The sequence below is a fragment of the Methylobacterium guangdongense genome (assembly GCF_038442355.1).
In the GTDB taxonomy this organism is placed as follows: domain Bacteria; phylum Pseudomonadota; class Alphaproteobacteria; order Rhizobiales; family Beijerinckiaceae; genus Methylobacterium; species Methylobacterium guangdongense.
Map to the genome: position 1 here is coordinate 30,484 of NZ_JBBXMX010000001.1, position 19,738 is coordinate 50,221.

18 protein-coding genes and 1 pseudogene are annotated in these 19,738 nt (G+C 67.6%); 8 read left to right on the forward strand and 11 right to left on the reverse strand.

Annotated elements, in window-relative coordinates; all coding sequences use genetic code 11:
* Positions 1 to 92 precede the first annotated feature (92 nt).
* A pseudogene (pucL, locus tag AAHG09_RS00125) lies at positions 93 to 934 on the forward strand (factor-independent urate hydroxylase).
* 325 nt (positions 935 to 1,259) lie between these two features.
* Positions 1,260 to 2,744 carry a methyl-accepting chemotaxis protein gene (locus tag AAHG09_RS00130; RefSeq protein ID WP_342104283.1) on the forward strand — a complete coding sequence of 495 codons (1,485 nt, stop codon included), beginning with the start codon at positions 1,260 to 1,262 and terminating at the stop codon, positions 2,742 to 2,744.
* A 63-nt stretch (positions 2,745 to 2,807) separates the two neighbouring features.
* On the opposite strand, the gene AAHG09_RS00135 is transcribed toward AAHG09_RS00130, so the two are convergent.
* The gene (locus AAHG09_RS00135; RefSeq protein WP_342104285.1) at positions 2,808 to 3,527 is read right to left on the reverse strand and encodes an HWE histidine kinase domain-containing protein; all 720 of its coding nucleotides are present in this window, start codon (positions 3,525 to 3,527) and stop codon (positions 2,808 to 2,810) included.
* A 569-nt stretch (positions 3,528 to 4,096) separates the two neighbouring features.
* Here AAHG09_RS00135 and AAHG09_RS00140 point away from each other — a divergent pair.
* The 3 genes from AAHG09_RS00140 to AAHG09_RS00150 all read left to right on the forward strand — a co-directional run bounded on the left by AAHG09_RS00140 (position 4,097) and on the right by AAHG09_RS00150 (position 8,387).
* Entirely contained in the window at positions 4,097 to 5,224 is a 1,128-nt protein-coding gene (locus AAHG09_RS00140; protein WP_342104288.1) for a glycosyltransferase, read from the forward strand.
* Positions 5,225 to 5,657: 433 nt separating this feature from the next.
* A complete protein-coding gene (locus AAHG09_RS00145) occupies positions 5,658 to 7,367 on the forward strand; it encodes a methyl-accepting chemotaxis protein (protein WP_342104290.1) in 1,710 nt (569 codons plus the stop codon).
* A gap of 33 nt (positions 7,368 to 7,400) precedes the next feature.
* A complete protein-coding gene (locus AAHG09_RS00150) occupies positions 7,401 to 8,387 on the forward strand; it encodes a substrate-binding domain-containing protein (RefSeq protein WP_342104292.1) in 987 nt (328 codons plus the stop codon).
* Between the two features lie 45 nt (positions 8,388 to 8,432).
* Here the strand turns inward: AAHG09_RS00150 and AAHG09_RS00155 are convergent, their stop codons facing one another.
* From AAHG09_RS00155 to mdcA, 8 genes are all read right to left on the reverse strand, one after another.
* A complete protein-coding gene (locus tag AAHG09_RS00155) occupies positions 8,433 to 9,914 on the reverse strand; it encodes an aldehyde dehydrogenase (protein ID WP_342104294.1) in 1,482 nt (493 codons plus the stop codon).
* Positions 9,915 to 9,978: 64 nt separating this feature from the next.
* Positions 9,979 to 10,962: a GDP-mannose 4,6-dehydratase gene (gene gmd / locus AAHG09_RS00160; protein WP_342104296.1), complete on the reverse strand. Its 984-nt coding sequence runs from the start codon at positions 10,960 to 10,962 to the stop codon at positions 9,979 to 9,981.
* Between the two features lie 161 nt (positions 10,963 to 11,123).
* Positions 11,124 to 12,050: an acyltransferase domain-containing protein gene (locus AAHG09_RS00165; RefSeq protein ID WP_342104298.1), complete on the reverse strand. Its 927-nt coding sequence runs from the start codon at positions 12,048 to 12,050 to the stop codon at positions 11,124 to 11,126.
* On the reverse strand, positions 12,047 to 12,706 hold the full coding sequence (mdcG, locus tag AAHG09_RS00170) for a malonate decarboxylase holo-[acyl-carrier-protein] synthase (RefSeq protein ID WP_342104300.1): 660 nt from the start codon (positions 12,704 to 12,706) through the stop codon (positions 12,047 to 12,049). The genes AAHG09_RS00165 and mdcG overlap by 4 nt, the downstream gene beginning before the upstream one ends.
* An 8-nt stretch (positions 12,707 to 12,714) precedes the next feature.
* Positions 12,715 to 13,434, reverse strand: coding sequence for a biotin-independent malonate decarboxylase subunit gamma (gene mdcE / locus AAHG09_RS00175; RefSeq protein WP_342104302.1), 720 nt, complete (start codon positions 13,432 to 13,434; stop codon positions 12,715 to 12,717).
* Positions 13,421 to 14,350, reverse strand: a complete 930-nt coding sequence (locus AAHG09_RS00180; protein WP_342104304.1) for a biotin-independent malonate decarboxylase subunit beta — start codon at positions 14,348 to 14,350, stop codon at positions 13,421 to 13,423. The genes mdcE and AAHG09_RS00180 overlap by 14 nt, the downstream gene beginning before the upstream one ends.
* A 2-nt stretch (positions 14,351 to 14,352) precedes the next feature.
* Positions 14,353 to 14,661 (reverse strand): malonate decarboxylase acyl carrier protein, encoded by a 309-nt coding sequence (mdcC, locus tag AAHG09_RS00185; RefSeq protein ID WP_342104306.1) that lies wholly within the window; start codon positions 14,659 to 14,661, stop codon positions 14,353 to 14,355.
* 90 nt (positions 14,662 to 14,751) lie between these two features.
* A complete protein-coding gene (gene mdcA, locus AAHG09_RS00190; protein ID WP_342104308.1) occupies positions 14,752 to 16,398 on the reverse strand; it encodes a malonate decarboxylase subunit alpha in 1,647 nt (548 codons plus the stop codon).
* A gap of 226 nt (positions 16,399 to 16,624) precedes the next feature.
* Here mdcA and madL point away from each other — a divergent pair, with 226 nt between their 5' ends.
* The 3 genes from madL (at position 16,625) to AAHG09_RS00205 (ending at position 18,646) form a co-directional block, all read left to right on the forward strand.
* Positions 16,625 to 17,083: a malonate transporter subunit MadL gene (gene madL, locus AAHG09_RS00195; RefSeq protein ID WP_342104310.1), complete on the forward strand. Its 459-nt coding sequence runs from the start codon at positions 16,625 to 16,627 to the stop codon at positions 17,081 to 17,083.
* 17 nt (positions 17,084 to 17,100) lie between these two features.
* Positions 17,101 to 17,865, forward strand: a complete 765-nt coding sequence (madM, locus tag AAHG09_RS00200) for a malonate transporter subunit MadM (RefSeq protein WP_342105433.1) — start codon at positions 17,101 to 17,103, stop codon at positions 17,863 to 17,865.
* Between the two features lie 112 nt (positions 17,866 to 17,977).
* Positions 17,978 to 18,646 (forward strand): GntR family transcriptional regulator, encoded by a 669-nt coding sequence (locus AAHG09_RS00205; RefSeq protein ID WP_342104312.1) that lies wholly within the window; start codon positions 17,978 to 17,980, stop codon positions 18,644 to 18,646.
* Positions 18,647 to 18,683: 37 nt separating this feature from the next.
* Here AAHG09_RS00205 and AAHG09_RS00210 read toward each other — a convergent pair whose 3' ends face one another.
* A complete protein-coding gene (locus AAHG09_RS00210; RefSeq protein ID WP_342104313.1) occupies positions 18,684 to 19,175 on the reverse strand; it encodes a DUF1203 domain-containing protein in 492 nt (163 codons plus the stop codon).
* A 176-nt stretch (positions 19,176 to 19,351) separates the two neighbouring features.
* Positions 19,352 to 19,723: a cell division protein ZapA gene (locus tag AAHG09_RS00215; RefSeq protein ID WP_342104316.1), complete on the reverse strand. Its 372-nt coding sequence runs from the start codon at positions 19,721 to 19,723 to the stop codon at positions 19,352 to 19,354.
* Between the last annotated feature and the right edge of the window lie 15 nt (positions 19,724 to 19,738).

The window sequence follows — 19,738 nt, forward strand, 5'->3', positions numbered from 1 at the left end:
GTCCGGTCAAGTCGCGGCGGCGTGGGCCGTGCTTGGATCACGCCGCCGCTCATCCTAATCTCGGCGCCTGCCCTGCTCATCGAGAGACCACCATGCCGCTGATGGCCGCGCGCTACGGAAAGGAACGTGTCCGGGTGTTGCGTCTCGCCCGCGACGGCGAGCACCATGTCCCGCGCGAACTGACGCTCTCGGTGATGCTGACCGGGGCCTTCGATCCCGCCTGGACCGAGGGCGACAACCGGGCCTGCATCGCCACCGATAGCGTCAAGAACATCGCCAACGTGACGGCGGCCCGACATCCGGTTTTTCGGCGGAGGCGTTCGTCACCGCGGTGGCGCGGGTGCTCCTCGAAACCTACCCTCAAATCACGGCCGTCTCGATCGAGTCCGAAGAGACCCGCTGGCTCCGCCACGCCGTCGATGGCGTGCCGCACGGCCACACCTTCACCCGCGACGGCAACGGCTTCGGCTTCGTAGGGCTGGCCGCCGACCGCGCCGGATCGACCCTCCGCTCGGGCCTGCGCGGCTTCACCTTCATGAAGACCACGCAATCCGGCTGGACAGGCTTCGTCGACGACCAGTACCGCACCCTGCCCGACACCACCGACCGGATCGCCGCCACCAGCATGGACGCGACATGGTCCTGGGCGGCGATGCCGGCCGATTACGGCCCCGCGAATGCGCGCATCCTCGCGATCCTGCTCCGGGTCTTCGCGACGACATATAGCCGCGGCATTCAGGACAGCATGTATCGGATGGGAGAAGCGGCGCTCGCCGAGATACCGGAGCTGGCCGACATCGCCTTCGTGATGCCCAACAAGCACTACCTGCCGATCGACCTCAGGCCGTTCGGGCTCGACCAAGGCTGTGCCGTCTTCCTGCCCACCGACGAGCCGTACGGCCGGATCGAGGCCACGATCGCCCGGCGCGGCTGATCGGATCCCCGCACAGGGCGGCGGCTGGAACGCGGTCCGTCGACACGGCGGCGCGTCTGGTCACACACGGTTAGTAACACACGACAAGTCGATACAATCGCAAGTCGAACTGGATTGCCGTTTACTCGTATATAGCGAAGACCGATATACTAGTTCCGCTGCTTTAATAGAAGCGTAATAGCTGAGATCATATGGAGTTCCAACGCCTCAGGGGGCGTGCTCGATGCTTTGCAACATGGATCAGCTTTCGCGCCAAGAGAGCAGGTCCGAATCCATTGCAGGCACCCGACCGGCCGTCGCGCCACCCTGATCCTCGGAGGAAACCATGTTCGGACGCCTGACGGGACGACGGGATCAGCGTGCCAAGCTCGCGGCTTTGAGCCGTTCGCTGGCGACGATCGAATTCGCGCTCGACGGCACCATCCTGGATGCCAATCCCAACTTCCTGGCCGCCATGGGCTACACCCTCGACGAGATCCGCGGACGCCACCACAGCCTGTTCGTCGAACCCGCGCTTCGGGATGGGCCGGCTTATCTGCAGTTCTGGGAGCGCCTCCGCCGCGGCGAATACCAGACCGCCGAATACAAGCGCATCGCGAAGGGCGGGCGCGAGGTCTGGATACAGGCCACCTACAATCCGGTGCTCGACAACGCCGGCAAGCCGATCAAGATCGTCAAGTTCGCCACCGACATCACGTCCGAGAAGTTGCGTGCCCTCGATCTCGAAGGGCAGATCCAGGCCCTCCACCGCTCGCAGGCCGTCATCGCCTTCTCGCTCGACGGCACGATCGTGAGCGCCAACCCGAATTTTCTGGCGGCGGTGGGCTACGAACTCGATGAGATCGTCGGCCGCCACCACAGCCTGTTCGTCAGCGAGGGGGAGCGTTCCGGTGAGGCTTATCGCGCGTTCTGGGCTGCGCTCGGACGCGGCGAATACCAGTCCGGCGCGTTCAAGCGCGTGGCGAAGGGCGGGCGGGCAGTCTGGATCCAAGCGACCTACAATCCCATCACCGATGGAGAGGGCCGCCCGGTCCGTGTCGTGAAGTTCGCGACCGACATCACCGAACAGGTCGTTGCGCGCGAGCGTCGGGCGGAGATTCGGAAGGCCGTCGGCACCGAACTCGATGCGATCGGCGGCGCCGTCGCGGAGGTGAGCCGGCAGACACGCGAGGCCGCTCAGACGGTGAGCATGGTGTCGAACGACATCCGGTCGGTGGCCACGGGTTCGGAGCAGCTGTCGCTGTCGGTCAACGAGATCAGCCAACAGGTGGTCCACGCGGCCGGCGTCGCCGGACAGGCGGTCGAGCAGGCGCAGCGCACGGGCCAGATCGTCGCCGGGCTGAGCGAGCAGGCGACACAGATCGGCGATGTCGTGGGGCTGATTTCCGGCATCGCGGCGCAGACCAACCTGCTGGCGCTGAACGCGACGATCGAGGCCGCGCGCGCCGGCGAGGCCGGGCGCGGCTTCGCGGTCGTGGCCAGCGAGGTCAAGACCCTGGCCCTCCAGACGGGCCGCGCCACCGACGAGATCCGCGGGCAGATCGCCGCCACCCAGTCGACGACCCGCGATGCCGTCGTTGCGATCGGCACGATCCGGCACACGATCGAGACGCTGAACGCGGTCTCGTCGGCGATCGCATCGGCCGTGGAGGAGCAGTCCGTGGTGACACAGGACATGTCGAGCCGTCTGCAGACCGCCTATGGGGGCATCGCGGCGATCACCGCCGGCATGGACACGATCGCCGAGACGAGCACGCGCCTCGACCATGCGACCCGACAGGTGCGCGAGGCTTCGCGATCCATGGGCTGACGCCACCGCCACCCCGCCCGGCTTCGGCGCTCCGAGACGGGCGGGACTCTGCCGGCAATCGTGTCAGTTCGCTTCGCCGAACTCCTCGGAGCCGACCTCGTCGATCGTGCGGCCGATCCGTTGCACGAAGGGCAGGCGCACCGTGCAGCGCAGGCCGTCGGGCTCGAAGGCGAGATCGACCCGCGCGTTCAATTCGTAGCGCAGCATATCGTTCAGGACCTGCGTGCCGAAGCCGTGCCGCTCCGGTTGCCCGACATCGCTGCCGCCGGTCTCCTTCCAGATCAGGCACAGATCGCTCGGCTTCCCGGCGCCGCATTCATCGATCGACCAAGCGACTTCGAGCCTGCCTTCGGACGATCCGAAGGCACCGTGTTCGACCGCATTGCTGCAGAGTTCGTGCACGGCGAGCGCCAGCACCTGACCGGCCTTCGGCCGAAGGCGGATCGTCGGGCCCGCCAGCTCCGCCTGATCGCCCTCGCGGATGAGATGGACCATCAACTCGTCGGACAGCAGCGAGTGCAGGTTGATCTCGCCGAACATGTCCAGGCTGATCCGCGCGCGGGTGATCGCGTCGAGGCGCCCTTCGAGGTGCGTGGCGTAGCTCTCTACACTCTCCGCCGTATCGGCCGAGAGCCGCAGCACCGCGCGGAGCATGGCCATCGTGTCGCGCAGGCTGTGGCGAAGCCCGTCGGGCATCCCGCCCGCATCGAGAAGATGTCTCAACCGCGCATTGTCTGCCTCAAGGGCATCCAGCCGCACGTCGCTGTCGTGATCCTGTGCCATGCAGGCCCTCTCCGGGCGAAAAGCGATGATGCGTCTGGCTTCGATCACGCGCGTGATAGGTGCGCGACCATCACGCGTTCAAAAAATACGGTCAACCATCTTCATCCTCGCAACCTGTCGCGCGGGACATACGCGCGGTGCGACCTTTTTGACGGCGCGGAATGAAACGCGACCGGGCCGTGCGGCCCGGTCGCGTTCCTGCATCCGGTTGTGCGTGGCTTGATGCGTGTCGGATCCGTTCCGAACGCTGCGATGAGTCCGATTCCGCTCTTGGGAGACACACGGATCCCTTGGGGGATGTTGCGTCACAAGTTTCCCGACGCCGCACATAACCGACAGTTAATTTCCGTTTTAAATAAGTATGTCCGATACGATCGCGAATTATATTTGCCGCAATCGGAGCAGATATCGATCGCTTACTGCTCATGTAACTCACAGGTGAAATCCCTGACCTTTGCTAAGGCCGAGTGCATGCGCTAGAGAGCTCGTTGAAAACTGCAGGCGATCGATGACCTGCGAGAAAAGGTTTTCGGATTATGAAATCGTCCAAGCAGACGATCTGTCTCACGATGATCGTCAAGAATGAGGCGCACGTTATTCAGCGCTGTCTCGCGACGGTCAGGCCGATCATCGATCATTGGGTCATCGTCGACACCGGATCCACCGACGGCACCCAGGATATCATCCGCGCAGCAATGGCGGACATGCCTGGCTCCCTCGTGGAGCGGCCGTGGGTCGATTTTGCCCACAACCGCAGCGAAGCGTTGCGCTTGGCCCGACCGCACGCGCAGTACTCGCTGATCATCGATGCCGATGATGAGCTGGTCGTCCCGGCGGGCTTCACCCTGCCGAAGCTCGATGCGCCGGCTTACGAGTTTACGATCCTGGATAAATTCACGCGCTACCCGCGCATACAGTTGGTCAGCAACGCGTATCCATGGCGCTACCTCGGCGTAGTCCACGAATTTCTCAATTGTCCGGGGGTCGCCAGATGCGACGCTCTGCCGCTCGCGATGCGCCGTGGCGAAGACGGGGCCCGGCATCTCGATACGGAAACCTACGCGCGCGATGCCAAAATTCTAGAGAATGCACTGAAAACGGAGACGGACCCGTTTCTCATTGCGCGCTACACGTTTTATCTGGCACAAAGCTATCGAGACATCGAAGACTTCGATAGGTCTCTGATCTACTACTTGAAGCGTGCCGAACTCGGATTCTGGGACGAGGAAGTCTACATCAGCCTCCTCAGCGCCGCCTACATCATGGAAGCAAAGCAAGAGCCCATCGCGCGTATCTTGGCCGTGTATGACCGCGCCATCGCAGTCCGGCCTGACCGCGCCGAAGCGCGTCATGGGGCGAGCCGGTGCTGCAGGCGGCATCGTCGCTATGTCGACGGGTTCCATTATGCCGAGGCCGGATTGCCGTCTCAGATGGCCAACGACGGTCTCTTCATACAGGCGTGGATCTATCAGTACGGTCTGCTGGACGAGCACGCGGCCAACGCGTTCAACACCGGGCAATACCGGACCTGCCTGAAAAGCTGCCTGGACATCCTGGCGAAACCCGACATCCCGCAGGAAATTCGCACGCGGATGGCGCTCCTGGCCCGTGAAGCGTTCGGCAAGATGGTCGATCCGATCTGGGGCCTTGCCAATTCGTCCTACCAGACGCGGTTCGCACCGGCTTGGCAGTTCTAACCGTCAACGCATCAGAGCCAGCGGTTGGGCAACCAAACGTGGCAATTCCCGCCGGGATCGTCGGGCGATCCAAGGCAGATGGCCGCGCTATGTCGTAAGGTGCAACGCTCTTGGGGCGTGCGGGACCCGCAACGCCGCGACAGTCCCGCATGTGTGGCTCGGCTCTGCTCACGCCGGCTTCAGCTCTCCTGATCGCAGGGCCATTGGAAAGGCAAGACGGTGGAACGTCTATCAGCTTTCGCTCAGAGAGTTTCCCTTGTAAATATCATCAATATCAACTTCAATCGCATGGGTTTTTGCCCATAGATATATTCGATGCTCTCATCCTAGCGAACATTAGAGATCGAACTGCTTCATTACCTAGGCAAAAACATTTGATTCCACTGGAGCTTCGCGATAAGCGCAGGCCTCTTAAGACGTGGAATCACTCTGGATGGCGTCCTCCGAGCGCGGTCGTGCGCGACACTCAACGATCAATCTGCGATCGATCATCATCGGCTCTGCCTGTGCGCTCTTTCTGATTTCCATCGGGATCGGGACGTTTTCCGTCTTCCGTATCAGCCTGATCAACGAGACCAATCGGTCGATTGCCAGCGAGGTTCGGGCCGTCACGATCCTCGGCACCATGAAGCAGCTCAGCCAGGAGTTGCGTGCCCTGGACGTCCTTGCCCATCACGCGCAGTCAGACGCAGCGCGGCAGGCGTATCGCGCCAAGATCGACACGGCACAGGAGGCGTTCTCGAACGCCTGGAGCGCCTATGCGCCCACCGTCGTCGGCTCCGATGAGAAGAGCCTCGCGCACAGCCTTCGGGATGCGTGGCAGCATTTTCTCGCGGTCGAGGCCGAAGCGGCGGCGCTCGATCGGGCCGGCGAGCGGGACCTGGCCGACGCGGTGTTCACGACAGCGCTCCAAAGCGAGTCCGCGAGCTTCACGCAGGCGGTGGATACCGTGCTCGGCTACCGCCAGACCCGGGCGGCCGAACAGACCGCGATGGCCGACGGCATCGGCGACGCCTCCCGGATCGCCGTGATCGTCGCGGTCGCCGTGGCCGCCGTCCTCACGCTCGGCATCGTATGGTTCATCCTGCGCCGGGTCGCGGCGCCGATTGCCCGGATGACCCGCGCCATGGAGCAGCTCGCCGAGAACGACCTCGCCGTCGCCGTACCGTCCGACGCGCGGAGCGACGAACTCGGCGCGATGGCGGGCGCCCTGCGGGTGTTCAAGGACAACATGCTCCGCACCCAATCCATGGAGGTGGAGGCTGCGCAGCTCCGCGCGGCGGCTGAGGAGCAGCGCCGGACGGTGATGCACGAGATGGCGCAGAGCTTCGAGGCGTCGGTCGGCGGTATCGTCGGTGCGGTGACCACCGCGGCTGTCCGGCTCCGGGGATCGGCCGATCAGATGAGCCGGGTCGCCGGGGAGACCGCGAGCCAGACGACCAGCGTGGCCGGCGCGGCCGAACAGGCGCAGTCGAACGTCCGGATGATCGCCGCGGCCGCCGACGAGCTCGGCGCGTCGGTCCAGGAGGTCGGACGGCAGGCCGAGAAGACCGCCGAGATGGCCAACGGGGCCGCCGCGGACGCGACGCAGACCACGGAGTTGGTCCGGGCGCTCAACGGGGCCGCCGACCAGATCGGCGACGTCGTCCGGATGATCGCCAAGATCGCCGCGCAGACCAACCTGCTGGCGCTCAACGCCGCCATCGAAGCGGCGCGGGCCGGCGAGGCGGGCCGAGGTTTCGCGGTGGTGGCCGCCGAGGTGAAGGTCCTGGCGGGGCAGACCAAGGAAGCGACCGATGCCATCACGCGCCATGTGGACGTCATCCAGGGCTCCACCGCTGCGGCGGTCGCCGCCATTTCGGGTATCACGACCCGGATCGAGGACATGAGCCGGGCGGCCGCGTCCATCGCGGCGGCCGTCGAGGAGCAGGGCGCAGCCACGCAGGAGATCGTGCTCAACATCACGCAGGCTGCGCAGGGCACCGGCGAGGTCAGCACGCACATCGCCGGGGTCGCCGGTACCGCCGAGCAGGCTGGAACGACCGCCGATACGGTGCTCACCGCCGCGACCGCCCTGTCGCACGATGCCGAACGCCTGGGCGCCGAGATGGCCCGCTTCCTCCAGACGATCCGCGCCGCTTGAGCGTGCAGGATCTGTCGTGCCGGACCTGACATCATGAACCGACCACTCCCGGCGCGGATCGACGTGCGGCTTCGCCCGGTCCTTCCGGCCCTCCGCCGCCAAGTTCGGCTGTGGCTCGCGGCGCTCGTCGCCGCCTGCGCCCTCGGATCGGCGACCGCAGGGGCCACGACGCTCGGCGTGACGATGATCCCCCCGATCGCGTTCACGCAGCTCCTGCACGATCGGATCGCGGAGCACGCCAAGTTGCGGGGTGTCGCCGCGGAGTTCGCCTACGCCCCCGAGGGCGCCGGCGAGCAGCAGATCGCGCAAGTGCGGTCCTTCATCGCCGCGAAGGTGGATGCGCTGCTGGTCATGCCGGTCGATGCGGCGGCGAACGCCACCATCACGCGGCTCGCGCAGGAGGCCGACATCCCGTTGGTCTACTTCAACAACGGACCGCGGGAGGACTGGTTTCCCGGCCGCGTCGCCTTCGTCCTGCCGAACGATCTGGTGGCGGGACGGCTGCAGATGCGCAAGCTCGCCCAGATGCTGGAGGGGGCGGGGTCCGTCGCGATCCTCTCGGGCCATCCGGCGCATTTCGGTTCGGTGCTGCGCACGCAGGGCGTGAAAGAAGTGCTGCGCGACTTCCCGAACATGCGCGTCGTCGCCGAGGCCGTGGCGAATTGGGACCGCGCGCGGGCCCGCGCCATCGTCGCCGGTTGGCTCAAGCAGGGCCTCTCGATCCAGGCGATTGCCGCCAACAACGACGAGATGGCGCTCGGCGCCGCCGAAGCCGTCGAGGCGGCCGGCATCCCGGCCGATCGCATCCTGATCGGCGGCGTCGACGCCACGCCGGATGCCATCGCGGCCATGCAGCAGAAACGCCTTGCGGTGACCGTCCATCAGGATGCCGCGATCCAGGGCGGCAAGGCGGTGGATGATGCCCTGGCGCTGATCCGGCATGAACCCGTTCAGCAATACGACTGGGCGACGTTCGAGCTGGTCACCGACCGGATGTCGACCGCACACTTCGCAAAATAGCCGGCCCGGCGCTCGCCCCTGTCAGGCGAACGCCGCCGGTATCGCTCACCGCATGACGAACGGATTCTCGGGCGCGTCGCGGCTGGTCGAGATCCAGACGCTCTTGGTCTCCAGGTATTCGCGGATCGACTCGATCCCGCTCTCGCGGCCGATCCCGGAGCGCTTCATGCCGCCGAACGGCATCATGTAGCTGACCGCCCGGTAGGTGTTCACCCAGACGGTCCCGGCGCGCAGACCCTTCGACAGGCGCATGGCGCGGCCAATATCCTGGGTCCAGACGCCCGCGGCGAGCCCGTAGATCACGTCGTTACCAATCCGCAGCGCCTCCGCCTCGTCCTCGAAGCCGATGATCGACAGGACCGGACCGAACACCTCCTCCTGGGCGATCCGCATGTCGTTGGTGACGCCGGTGAAGATCGTGGGCTCGACGAACTGGCCGCCGATCACGCCGGGGCCGGCGGCGGGGTTGCCGCCGAACACACATTGGGCGCCTTCGCGTTTGGCGAGCGCGATGTAGTCGAGCACCTTGGCGTATTGGGGCGGCGTGGTGATCGGGCCGATATTGGTGTCGGCCTGCATCGGGTCGCCGAGCTTGGCGGTGCGGGCGAGTTCGACCAAGCGCTCGGTGAATTCCTGGCGGATGCTGTTCTGCACGAGGAGCCGCGAACCGGCGATGCAGGTCTGCCCGGTGGCTGCGAAGATGCCCGAGATCGCCCCCGCGGCGGCCGCCTTGAGGTCGGCATCGGCGAACACGATGTTGGGCGACTTGCCGCCGAGTTCGAGGGACACGCGCTTGATCTGGCGCGCGGCGGCCTCGTAGACCTTGGCGCCGGTGACGTCCGAGCCCGTGAAGGTGATCTTGGCGACGTCCGGGTGCTCGACGATCGCGGTGCCGGCCTCGCCGCCGAAACCCGTGACGACGTTGAACATCCCGTCCGGCAGCCCGGCCTCCTTGGTCAGACGCGCGAATTCGAGCGTGCTGGCGGAGGCGAACTCGGAGGGCTTGACCACGACCGCGCAGCCGGCCGCGAGCGCCGGGGCGCATTTCCAGGCCACGAACAGGAGGGGCGAATTCCAGGCGGTGAGCGCACCGACCACGCCCACCGGCTCGTGCCGGGTGAACGCGAAGGTCTCGGGCTTGTCGATCGGGATCTGCGCGCCCTCGACCTTGTCGGCGAGGCCCGCATAGTACCACCACCATTCCGGCTGGTAGCGGGTCTGGCCGACCATCTCGGCGAACAGCTTGCCGTTGTCGCGGACTTCGACCTCGGCCAGCGCCTTGGCCTCGCGCTCGGCGAGATCACCGATACGCCGCAGGATCTTGCCGCGGGCCGAGGCCGTCATGGTGGCCCAGGGGCCGTCCCACATGGCGCGCTTGGCGGCCGCCACGGCGCGGTCGACATCGGCCCGGGAGGCGCGCGGGATCCGGGCCCAGGGCTCGCCGCGATAGGGATCGATCGACTCGAACCACAAGCCCTCGACCGGGTCGACGGACTGGCCGTCGATATAGAGCTGATAGGTCTTCACGGCGCGCATCTCCGTCAGCGGATGCGCGCCATATGGACCCAAGGCAGGCCCAGGCCAGACCCGATCAGGCGTTGGCGCTGAGGCGCTTGATGTCGGCGTCGACCATCTCGGTGATCAGCGCTTCCAGGCTGGTCTGCGCCTCCCAGCCGAACGTCGCCTTCGCCTTGGCGGGGTTGCCGAGCAGTACCTCCACCTCCGCGGGCCGGAACAGGGCCGGGTCGACGATCAGATGGTCGTCCACGTTCAGGCCGACATGCTTGAATGCGATCGCGCACATGTCCCGCACCGTCGTGGTCCGACCCGTGGCGATCACGTAGTCGTCCGGCCGGTCCTGCTGCAGCATCAGCCACATCGCCTCGACGTAGTCCCGGGCATGGCCCCAGTCGCGCTTGGCGTCGATGTTGCCGAGCCGCAATTCCTTCTGCTTGCCCAGCTTGATCCGCGCCACCGCGTCCGTGACCTTGCGGGTCACGAATTCGACGCCGCGCAGCGGGCTCTCGTGGTTGAACAGGATGCCGTTCGAGGCGTGCAGGTTGAAACTCTCGCGGTAGTTGATCGTCATCCAGTGGGCGTAGAGCTTGGCCACGCCGTAGGGCGAGCGCGGGTAGAACGGCGTCGTCTCGCTCTGCTGGGCCTCCTGGATCAGCCCGAACATTTCGGAGGTCGAGGCTTGGTAGTAGCGCGCTTGCGGGGCGACCGAGCGCAGGCATTCGAGCATGTGCACGGCGCCCAGGCCCGTGACCTGCCCGGTCAGCAGCGGCTGCTGCCAGGACGAGGTGACGAAGGATTGCGCGGCGAGGTTGTAGATCTCGTCGGGCTTGGCCGCCTGGACGATCCGCAGCAGGGCGGACTGGTCGAGCAGGTTGCCGTCGACCAGTTCCACGTCGTCGAGGATGCCGAGCCACTTCAGCCGATGGTCGAACACGCCGGCATGGCTGGAGCGGCGCACGATGCCGGTGACCGCGTAGCCCTTCTGCAGGAGCAACTGCGCCAGATATGCCCCGTCCTGGCCCGTCACCCCCGTGATCAGCGCGCGCTTGCCCGTCATATCACCGTCCCGTCCCGATATATGCCCGGCTGCTACGACCCGGGCGGCCCGGACGTCAAGGCGAGCGCCTGTCCGTGCAGAGGCTTGGCTCGGTGGAATGGTGCACGAACCGGCCTCCCGGGCCGAGGGGGGCGGCTCGCGGCCCGACGGTGCAGGGGCACCTAGGGACGGCCCAGCCAGTCCCTCACGCCCGTGAGCGTCCGAAATTCCTCCAGCGCATGGACCCGCGCCTCCGGCAACGCTGACCGCGCCATCGTGGCGAGGGCGTGTCCCGGGCCGAGTTCCAGCACGTGATCGGCCCCGTACTCGCGGCAAGCCTCCAGACAGGCGGTCCAATCGATCGCGTGCGAGATCTGCCGCGCCAGCTTGTCCAAACCGTCCTCCGTACGGAAGACGATCGCGCCGTCGAGCCCGCTCACGAGGCGCGGGGCGCCCGGTGGTGGGCGGCGAAGGGTGGTCTGGCGCAGGACGTCCCGGAACGCCTCTGTGGCCGCCGCCAGCAGGGGCGTGTGCGACGGGGTGTGGACCGGCAGGACCACGGCCCGCTGCGCCCCCCGGGCGCTCGCCGCACGACACAGCGTCTCCAGCGCGGCACGCGTGCCGCCGACCACGCCGCTATCCGCGGCGTTGCGGATGGCGAGATGGCACTGATGCGCGCCCGCCAGGGCTTCGAGCGCGTCGAGCCCGAGGCCCCGGATCCCCGCCAGCCCGAACCCGGGGCCGGTGGCCGCATCCATGGCTTCGGCCCGACGCGCGGCGAGCGCCAGCACATCCGCCGGCTCGAAGCGCCCGGCGACACCCCAGGCCGCGAGATCGCCGATGCTGTAGCCGGCCACGATGACCCGATCCGTCCCGGCGGTACCCAGGGCCCGCCAACCGGCCAGGGCCGCCACGCAGCACAGGATCTGGCCGGTCCGGTTCTCGTGCAGGGCGTCGCCGCCGTGCCGGACAAGGTCGCGCGGATCGACATCGCCGAGGAGCGGCTTGGCGGCGGCGAAGACCGCTTGCGCCTCCGGATTGTCGGCCGTCAGGTCGAACATGCCCGGATGCTGGCCGCCCTGACCGGAGAGGAGGAGTGCCAGCGTCATGCGGTTACCGGCTCGCGGAGCGAAGCGACGGGCCTCAGCGTGACGCCGTGGCGGCCTTTGGCCAGGACCGATCCGTCTGCCGGCGCGTCGCGCAACTCACGCCAATGCAATCCGGTGCCGTCGGGAAGCAGGATCTCCCCGTCGATGCGCATCGGGGCTGTCGCGGCAATCGCTGCAAGCCCGGCCAGCAGACTTGTCGGCACCGGTTCCTGGCAGGGCCAGAGCAGGTCGAGATCCGAGGTCTCACTGAGATAGGTGAGGCCGGTGACGGCCTGCCACAGCAAGCTGCCGAACGGGCGCGGCTGGAGGCCGTAATCGCGTCCGAGTGCGAGGAGTGACGCGATGGCCGGTTGCCACGTCGCCGGCGCATGATCGCAAGTCCCGGCGAGATCGGGGGCCGCCATCGGTATTAGAACACGCGCCGGCAGGATGAGGCCGATCCGCCGCTTGCCGTCCGCTGGCGGCATCGGCAGGCCGAGGGGGATGCCCGGGTCGGTTTCCCCCGGCACGCGCCGACGCACGATCAACGGGCGGCCCGCTTCGGCCCAGCGTTCGAGATGCCGAAGGCCCGCGAGATCCGGTCGGGTCTTCAGCCATGCCGCCCAGGCCACGGGATCGACACGGACGAGATCGTGACGCCTGGAAGTGTCGGACAAAGCCGGCCTCAGCCGCGCCGGGCCTGATCGATGACCGCCTCGGCGACCTCGCGCGCCACCGGGCGGCCGCCGCGCTCGGCCCCGAGGCGGTCGCGGACATCGCCCGGTTCCGTAACGGCGATGAGGTCGCGGATCTGGCCGTCCAGGGGCTTGCCCGGATCGAGCACGACATGCACCGCGCCGGCCGCCACCATGTTGTCGAGCCCCGGCGCGAAGACCGGCGTCGATTTCGCCATCTCCTGGAGCTTGTCGAGGGGCAGCTTCGTCACCCGGGCGACCGAGGGCAGATCCATCACGCTTGGATTCGCCCCCGGCAGGGCCGCCAGGATTCGGGTCGCGAGGGCCGTCGCGATGAAGGCGCCCGCGGCCGAGTGGCCGTAGATCAGCCCGATCGTCGGGTGGCCCGACCGATCCGCCAGCAGCAGCGCCTTGGCGAGGTGAGCCAGACACTCGTTGAGGCCCAGCAGCTCGTCCCGCCGGCTCATGCGCTGGCTGTCGGAATCGACCGCCACCAGGATCGGCGCCCGGTCGCCCGCCCGGATCGCGTCGAGCACGGACCGCGACAGCTGGAGCGCCCCGTCGACCCCGAGCGGCGTATCGCCGTCGATGCCGAGGACGGTGATGCGGCTGCTCCCCGCCAGGGGCCCGGTGCCGCTCACCAGCCCATCCTTGACCGTGACGTCGTGCCCGTCCGGAAAGAGGGACGCGAGAATCTCAGCGAGCGTCATGGTCCGCCTCCCGCACCCGGGTTACCGTCGCCGCGAAGGCCTCCGTATCCGAGGCCGGCACGGCCTCCGGGTCGTTGACGCCGAGGCGACACCAGTGATCGGTCGCATCGCGGCAATCGCCGAAGCGCGCGATCCGATCTTCGAGCCGTGCCTGCTCGGCCTCCAGCGTGTCGAGGTCGAAGGCCGGAGCCCGGCCGATCAGCGCCAGGGCCGCCCTGCGGAAGGCCGAGACCGTATCGGCGCAGAAGGCGTCGGCGCCGCCGGTCAGCCGGCGATGCTTGCCACCCATCGTCCGCCAGACGAGCGCCCGGTCGCGGGAATCGAATTCCTCGGCGCCCTTGTTGGTCTCGATCACCTCCGGCCCGGAGACCGAGATGCGGCCACCCTCGGAGACGGCGAGCCGCGAGCAGGTGCCGGCGATCAGGCTGCCGCCGCCGTAGCAACCGGCCCGCCCCCCGATCAGGCCGATCACCGGGATGCCGGCCGCGCGGACCTCCACGATCGCCCGCATCGTCTCGGCGATGGCGGTCTCCCCGGCATTGGCCTCCTGGAGGCGGACGCCACCCGTATCGAACAGGATCAGCACCGCCCGGGGCTTGAGTTCCAGGGCGGCGCGCAGGAGGCCGACCAGCTTGGCGCCGTGAATCTCGCCGACGGCGCCGCCCATGAAGCGGCCCTCCTGGGCGGCGATCAGGACCGGGCCGCCGTCGAGACTCGCGCGGCCGACCACGATGCCGTCGTCGAAGGCGCGGGGCAGGTCGAACAGCGGCAGGTGCGGGCTCATCCGCCGCTCGATCGGCGGCAGGAATTCCTGAAAGGTACCGGGATCGGCCAGCGCCACCACGCGCTGGCGGGCGGTCGCCTCGTACCAGCTCAGGGCGTCCGGATCGGTACTCGCGGCGCGGTCGCCAGCCATGGTCAGGCCTCCATCAGCCGGGCGCCCTGGAGCAGGCGCAACGAGACGGTATCGGGACGGGCGCCGCCGTCGTTGATGCTGATACGGAGGCCGCCGGGCTGTGCGCGCGCCACGAAATCCGCCACCACCGCCTCCCAGACGTCGCCGTAGCCGGCAACCGGCGTCTCGATGGCGACCTCGCAGGCATCCGGCGGCAGGACGCGTTCCAGCAGCACCTCCAGATTGCCGGAGGCGACCACGCCGGTGATCGCGTTTGGCACCGAGCCCGGCAGCGGCTTCTTCGTGGTGTGGCGGAAGGTCAGGGATTCCATAGCCGGTCCCGTGAATGAGGATCCTCGATCCAGACAGAAGACCACAGGATGAGGGTGGTGATTGGCGTGGCGTGTGCGTCGCCCACCTGACTACCAGTTCCGGAACTTCGCCGGCGGCTCGTAGAGGCCACCCGACCAATGGACCAGATCCTTGATCGACTTCGCGGCCAGCAGCGCCCGGTCGGCGTCCAGCGGCTCGATGCCGAGATCCTCCGGCCGGCGGATGACGCCCCGGGCGCGCAGCTCTTCGACCTTTGCACGATCGCGACCGCGGCCGACCTCGGTGTAGCCGGCAACCCCGCGGATCGCCTGCTCGCGCTCGTCGGCATCCCGGCAGAGCAGGAGGTTGGCGATGCCCTCCTCGGTGACGATGTGGGTGACGTCGTCCGCGTAGATCATGACCGGCGCGAGTTCGAGGCCGATCTTCCTGGCCAGCTCCAGGGCGTCGAGCTTCTCCACGAAGGTCGGCACCAGCTTGTCGCCGAAGGTCTCGACTAGCTGCACCACGAGCTTGCGCCCGCGCATCAGCGCCGGATCGCCGACGATCTGGCCCTCGCGCCCCGCCTTCATCCAGGCATCGGAGGGATGGCGGCGGCCGTGGGGATCGGACCCCATGTTGGGCGCGCCGCCGAAGCCCGCGACCCGCGACTGCGTCACTGTCGAGGAATGGCCCATCAGGTCGATCTGGAGCGTCGCACCGATGAACATGTCGCAGGCGTAGAGCCCGGCCGTTTGGCAGAAAGCCCGGTTCGAGCGCAGGCTTCCATCGGAGCCGGTGAAGAAGATGTCGGGCCGCTCGCGGATGTACCGGTCCATGCCGACTTCGGACCCGAAGCAGTGAACCTGCTTCACCCAGCCCGATTCGATCGCCGGAATTAGTGTCGGGTGCGGGTTGAGCGCCCAATGGGTCGCGATCTTCCCCTTCAGCCCGAGCTTCTCGCCATAGGTCGGCAGCAGCAGCTCGATCGCCGCCGTGCCGAAGCCGATGCCGTGGTTAAGGCGCTTGATGCCGTATTCGGCATAAATCCCCTTGATCGCCATCATGGCGATCAGGATCTGTGTCTCGGTCATGGCCGCCGGATCACGCGTGAACAGCGGCTCCACGTAGAACGGCGTGTCGGCCTCGATCACGAAATCCACGCGGTCGCCCGGGATATCGACCCGGGGGACCTTCTCGACGATCTGATTCACCTGCGCGACGACGACGCCGTTCTTAAACGCGGTCGCCTCAACGACGGTGGGCGTGTCCTCGGTGTTGGCCCCCGTGTAGAGATTGCCGTCTCGGTCGGCCGAGACACCCGCGATCAGCGCCACATTGGGCGTCAGGTCGATGAAGTATCGGGCGAACAGCTCCAGGTAGGTGTGGACCGCCCCGAGCTCGATCTGGCCGCCATACAGCATCCTGGCGATGCGGGCGCCCTGCGGACCGGAATAGGAATAGTCCAGCCGCTTCGCGATTCCGGTCTCGAACACGTCGAGGTGTTCCGGCAGCACGATGCCCGACTGCACCATGTGGAGGTCGTGGATCTTGTCCGGGTCGCAGGCGCTGAGGCCGCGGGCGAGGCAATCGGCCTGTTTCTGGTTGTCGCCTTCGAGGCAGACGCGGTCGCCGGGCCTTAGGATCGCCTCCAGCAGATCGACGACGGCGCCGGACGGCACGACCTTGCCGTCGGCGAAGGCACGCCCCGCCGTGATGCGGGCATCGCGGGCCTGCCTTTCGCCGCGCCACTCGGTCATCCGCGTGTCCCCTTCGGTATGCCGAGCTGAAAGTAGCGCCGCCGCTGGTATTTTCAAACCGGGCTCGATCACGCTTTCGTATACGGGATTGCGGATTTGTCAATATCTTGCATACTTCCGGGAAGGGCCGACGAGCCTGAATGGGAAGGAGACGCGTCATGCAGAGCGGGTCGAGACCGGCGCCGTCGCGCGCCCGAATGCCGACCGTGCCGGGGGGGCAACGCCCATGATCGTCCTCGGTGTCGCGCTGCTCGCCGCCTGCACGCTGATCGGCGTGTATCTCGGCGACCTCCTCGGCCAACTGCTCGGCGTGAAGGCCAATGTCGGCGGCGTCGGCATCGCGATGATCCTGCTCATCGCGGCGCGCCTCTGGCTGTCCCGGCGGGGCCGCCTGACCAGGGGCGTCCAGTTCGGCGTCGAGTTCTGGGCCGGCATGTACATCCCGATCGTGGTCGCCATGGCGGCGCAGCAGAATGTGGTCGCCGCCATGAGCGGCGGGCCGATCGTGCTGATCGCCGCGACGGGATCGCTGATCCTGTGCTTCGGCGCGGTGGCGCTGCTGAGCCGGATCGGACGCCGTGACCCCGGCAGCGCCGTGGTCGAGCATGGCGGATCGGTGATCGAGGGCGATGCGGAACCGGCCCCGGTCGGTCGGCCCGCCGCCTCCCTGGCCGGGAAGGAGTGAACGCCATGGACCACACGATCTGGCACGGCATCGAACACGTCTTCGTCGAGCAGAGCCTCGTAGCCGCCTTCGCGGTGATCGGAGGGCTGATCCTCGTCTCGAACTACGCCGCCAAGCACCTCACCAACGGGCGCGTCCACGGGTCCGCCATCGCCATCGTGCTGGGCCTCGTGCTCGCCTATGTCGGCGGGCTCTACACCGGCGGGAAGAAGGGGCTCGCCGATATCCCGGCGCTCGCCGGCATCGGCCTGATGGGCGGCGCGATGCTACGGGACTTCGCCATCGTGGCGACGGCCTTCGAGGTCGACGTCATCGAGGCCCGGCGGGCCGGATTGCTGGGCGTCCTCGCCCTGGCCCTCGGAACGATCCTGCCCTTCATCGTCGGCACCCTGACCGCCGTGGCCTTCGGCTATCACGACGCGGTCTCGATCACGACGATCGGCGCGGGCGCGATCACCTACATCGTCGGGCCCGTGACAGGCGCGGCGATCGGCGCCGATTCGACCGTCATGGCCCTTTCGATCGCGACGGGTGTGACCAAGGCGGTGATGGTGATGGTCGGCACACCCCTGGTGGCGCGGCTGATCGGGCTCGACAATCCACGCTCGGCCATGGCGTATGGGGGGCTGATGGGAACGGTGAGCGGCGTGGCCGGGGGCCTTGCGGCGACCGATCCCAAGCTGGTGCCCTACGGGGCGCTCACCGCGACGTTCCACACCGGCATCGGCTGCCTGGTCGGGCCGTCGATCCTGTTCCTGGCCGTGCGGGCGCTGGTCGGTTGATCAGGCTCCGGGCGAACGAACGATGTGCGATTCCGTGGATGAGGAACGAGGACTGCATCGTTTGCCCCAAGGACTTGAAGCCGCGGCGTTCGGATTGGTCTAGGATCGGTGGATGCACGGCGAATTTCAGAAGATCGACACCGGACTGCTATCGGACCGGATCCGCGATGCGCTCACCGACGCCATCGCGTCGGGCTCGATCGCGGCCGGGACGGCGCTCGATGAGCAGAACCTTGCGCAGCGCTACGGCGCCTCGCGGACGCCTGTCCGGGAGGCCCTGCGGCAGCTCGCGGCCTCCGGGCTCGTCGAGATCCGGCCGCGCCGGGGCGTCGTCGTCGCGCGGCTGACGCCGCAGCGCATCGCCGACATGTTCGAGACCACCGCCGAAATCGAGGCGATGTGCGCGCGTCTCGCCACCTACAGGATGACGCCCCTCGAACGGGGCCAGTTGATGGAGCTGCACGCCGAGTCCGCCGTTGCGGTTGGGGATGGCGACCTCGACGCCTACGACCGCTTCAACCGCGCCTTCCACGAGGCACTCTACACCGCCACCCACAACGGCTTCATGGCCGAGCAGGCCCTGGCGATCCGGGAGCGCCTCGCCGCCTTCCGCCGGACGCAGCTGCGCCACGCCGACCGGATCCACCGCTCCCACGACGAGCACGGCGACATTCTGACGGCGATCGCCGAGGGGGACGGCGAGACGGCCGCACGGCGGATGCGGGCGCACATGCTGCGCGCGGCTGTGGCGCTGGGGCGGTATATTGCGGAGACGGGATGAGGGCAGGACGTGGCACACGTCCCCAGTTCGCGGGCCGTTACTGCAACGACGATTCGCGGTGCACGATGAGCGACAATAGGCATCCCGGCCGTGCGGTATGGATGTTCACGAATGCTGTCCGTGCATCGCTGAGCGCACGTTCGAGCGGGGCATCCACGTCGTTGCCCGCGCAGACGTAGCCGAGATCGTAGAGGCACTGGTCTTCAGCATCGTAGGCGCGGACCGACACGAGCGGATTGACGCGCACGATCGGCGCCACCTTGTTGACGGCTTCGGCGCGCGGGCAACTCGTCTCGTGCAGAAAGATCGGGCTCGGCGTCCAATAGATACCGAGGGGTCTTGGCAGGTTGTACGAACCCAGCAGGACGATCTCGCCGGGCTCCGCGAGGCGCAGGCAGTGCCGGCATGGAAACATGCCGTTCGGCGTCGCGACCAAACGCCGGACTCGATGACCCTGATCGTCGAAGCCCGTGCGGCGGAAGCGATCGGCCGTGGCCGTTGCGATCGGAAGACATCGGAATTCACGCATTGGGCTACCTCCGCGACTCGACTTATCGCCGGTCGAGGAATGCGGCGTCCCGGTTGTTGCTCTCGAATCCGAGGACGTGAGCGCCCCGCGGACTCAGATCTCTCCCAGGAGCCGCCACGGAGGCGGCCACGCGAACAGTCGGGATCTCTCAGGCTCCATCTGCCGGAACACCGCCTTCAGCCCCGCGGGGCTGACCCACCGAGCGCCTCCGCGAGCTTTCCAATCCGTTCCGCCGCCCGGCCGATGCCCGCGGCCGCTTGGTCCGCATCCTCCGTGCGCCGACGCTCGGCCGTCTCAGCGGCCGTGCGCAACGTCGCCACCTCCGCCTCCAGTCCGGCGAGCCGCCCGCGGAGTTCCATCAGTTCATCCGCGATCGTCAGCGCCGCCATGACCTGCAGGCGCATGTCGCCGATCTCGCCGAAACTCTTGCGCATCTCGCCGATGCGGCCGTCGAGCGTCGCCGCCAGCGCGGTGAGATGCGCCTCCTCGCCCTCCCCGCAGGCCATGCGGTAACTGCGGCCGTCGATGGACACGTTGATCTGCGGCAAGGGCGACTCCGAAAG

What these genes read in the sequence shown, in the direction of transcription:
- AAHG09_RS00130 (WP_342104283.1), top strand. Translation starts at nt 1,260, where the DNA reads ATGTTCGGACGCCTGACGGGACGACGGGATCAGCGTGCCAAGCTCGCG.
- AAHG09_RS00135 (WP_342104285.1), bottom strand. Translation starts at nt 3,527, where the DNA reads ATGGCACAGGATCACGACAGCGACGTGCGGCTGGATGCCCTTGAGGCA.
- AAHG09_RS00140 (WP_342104288.1), top strand. Translation starts at nt 4,097, where the DNA reads ATGATCGTCAAGAATGAGGCGCACGTTATTCAGCGCTGTCTCGCGACG.
- AAHG09_RS00145 (WP_342104290.1), top strand. Translation starts at nt 5,658, where the DNA reads ATGGCGTCCTCCGAGCGCGGTCGTGCGCGACACTCAACGATCAATCTG.
- AAHG09_RS00150 (WP_342104292.1), top strand. Translation starts at nt 7,401, where the DNA reads ATGAACCGACCACTCCCGGCGCGGATCGACGTGCGGCTTCGCCCGGTC.
- gmd (WP_342104296.1), bottom strand. Translation starts at nt 10,962, where the DNA reads ATGACGGGCAAGCGCGCGCTGATCACGGGGGTGACGGGCCAGGACGGG.
- AAHG09_RS00165 (WP_342104298.1), bottom strand. Translation starts at nt 12,050, where the DNA reads ATGACGCTGGCACTCCTCCTCTCCGGTCAGGGCGGCCAGCATCCGGGC.
- mdcE (WP_342104302.1), bottom strand. Translation starts at nt 13,434, where the DNA reads ATGACGCTCGCTGAGATTCTCGCGTCCCTCTTTCCGGACGGGCACGAC.
- AAHG09_RS00180 (WP_342104304.1), bottom strand. Translation starts at nt 14,350, where the DNA reads ATGGCTGGCGACCGCGCCGCGAGTACCGATCCGGACGCCCTGAGCTGG.
- mdcC (WP_342104306.1), bottom strand. Translation starts at nt 14,661, where the DNA reads ATGGAATCCCTGACCTTCCGCCACACCACGAAGAAGCCGCTGCCGGGC.
- mdcA (WP_342104308.1), bottom strand. Translation starts at nt 16,398, where the DNA reads ATGACCGAGTGGCGCGGCGAAAGGCAGGCCCGCGATGCCCGCATCACG.
- madL (WP_342104310.1), top strand. Translation starts at nt 16,625, where the DNA reads ATGATCGTCCTCGGTGTCGCGCTGCTCGCCGCCTGCACGCTGATCGGC.
- AAHG09_RS00205 (WP_342104312.1), top strand. Translation starts at nt 17,978, where the DNA reads ATGCACGGCGAATTTCAGAAGATCGACACCGGACTGCTATCGGACCGG.
- AAHG09_RS00210 (WP_342104313.1), bottom strand. Translation starts at nt 19,175, where the DNA reads ATGCGTGAATTCCGATGTCTTCCGATCGCAACGGCCACGGCCGATCGC.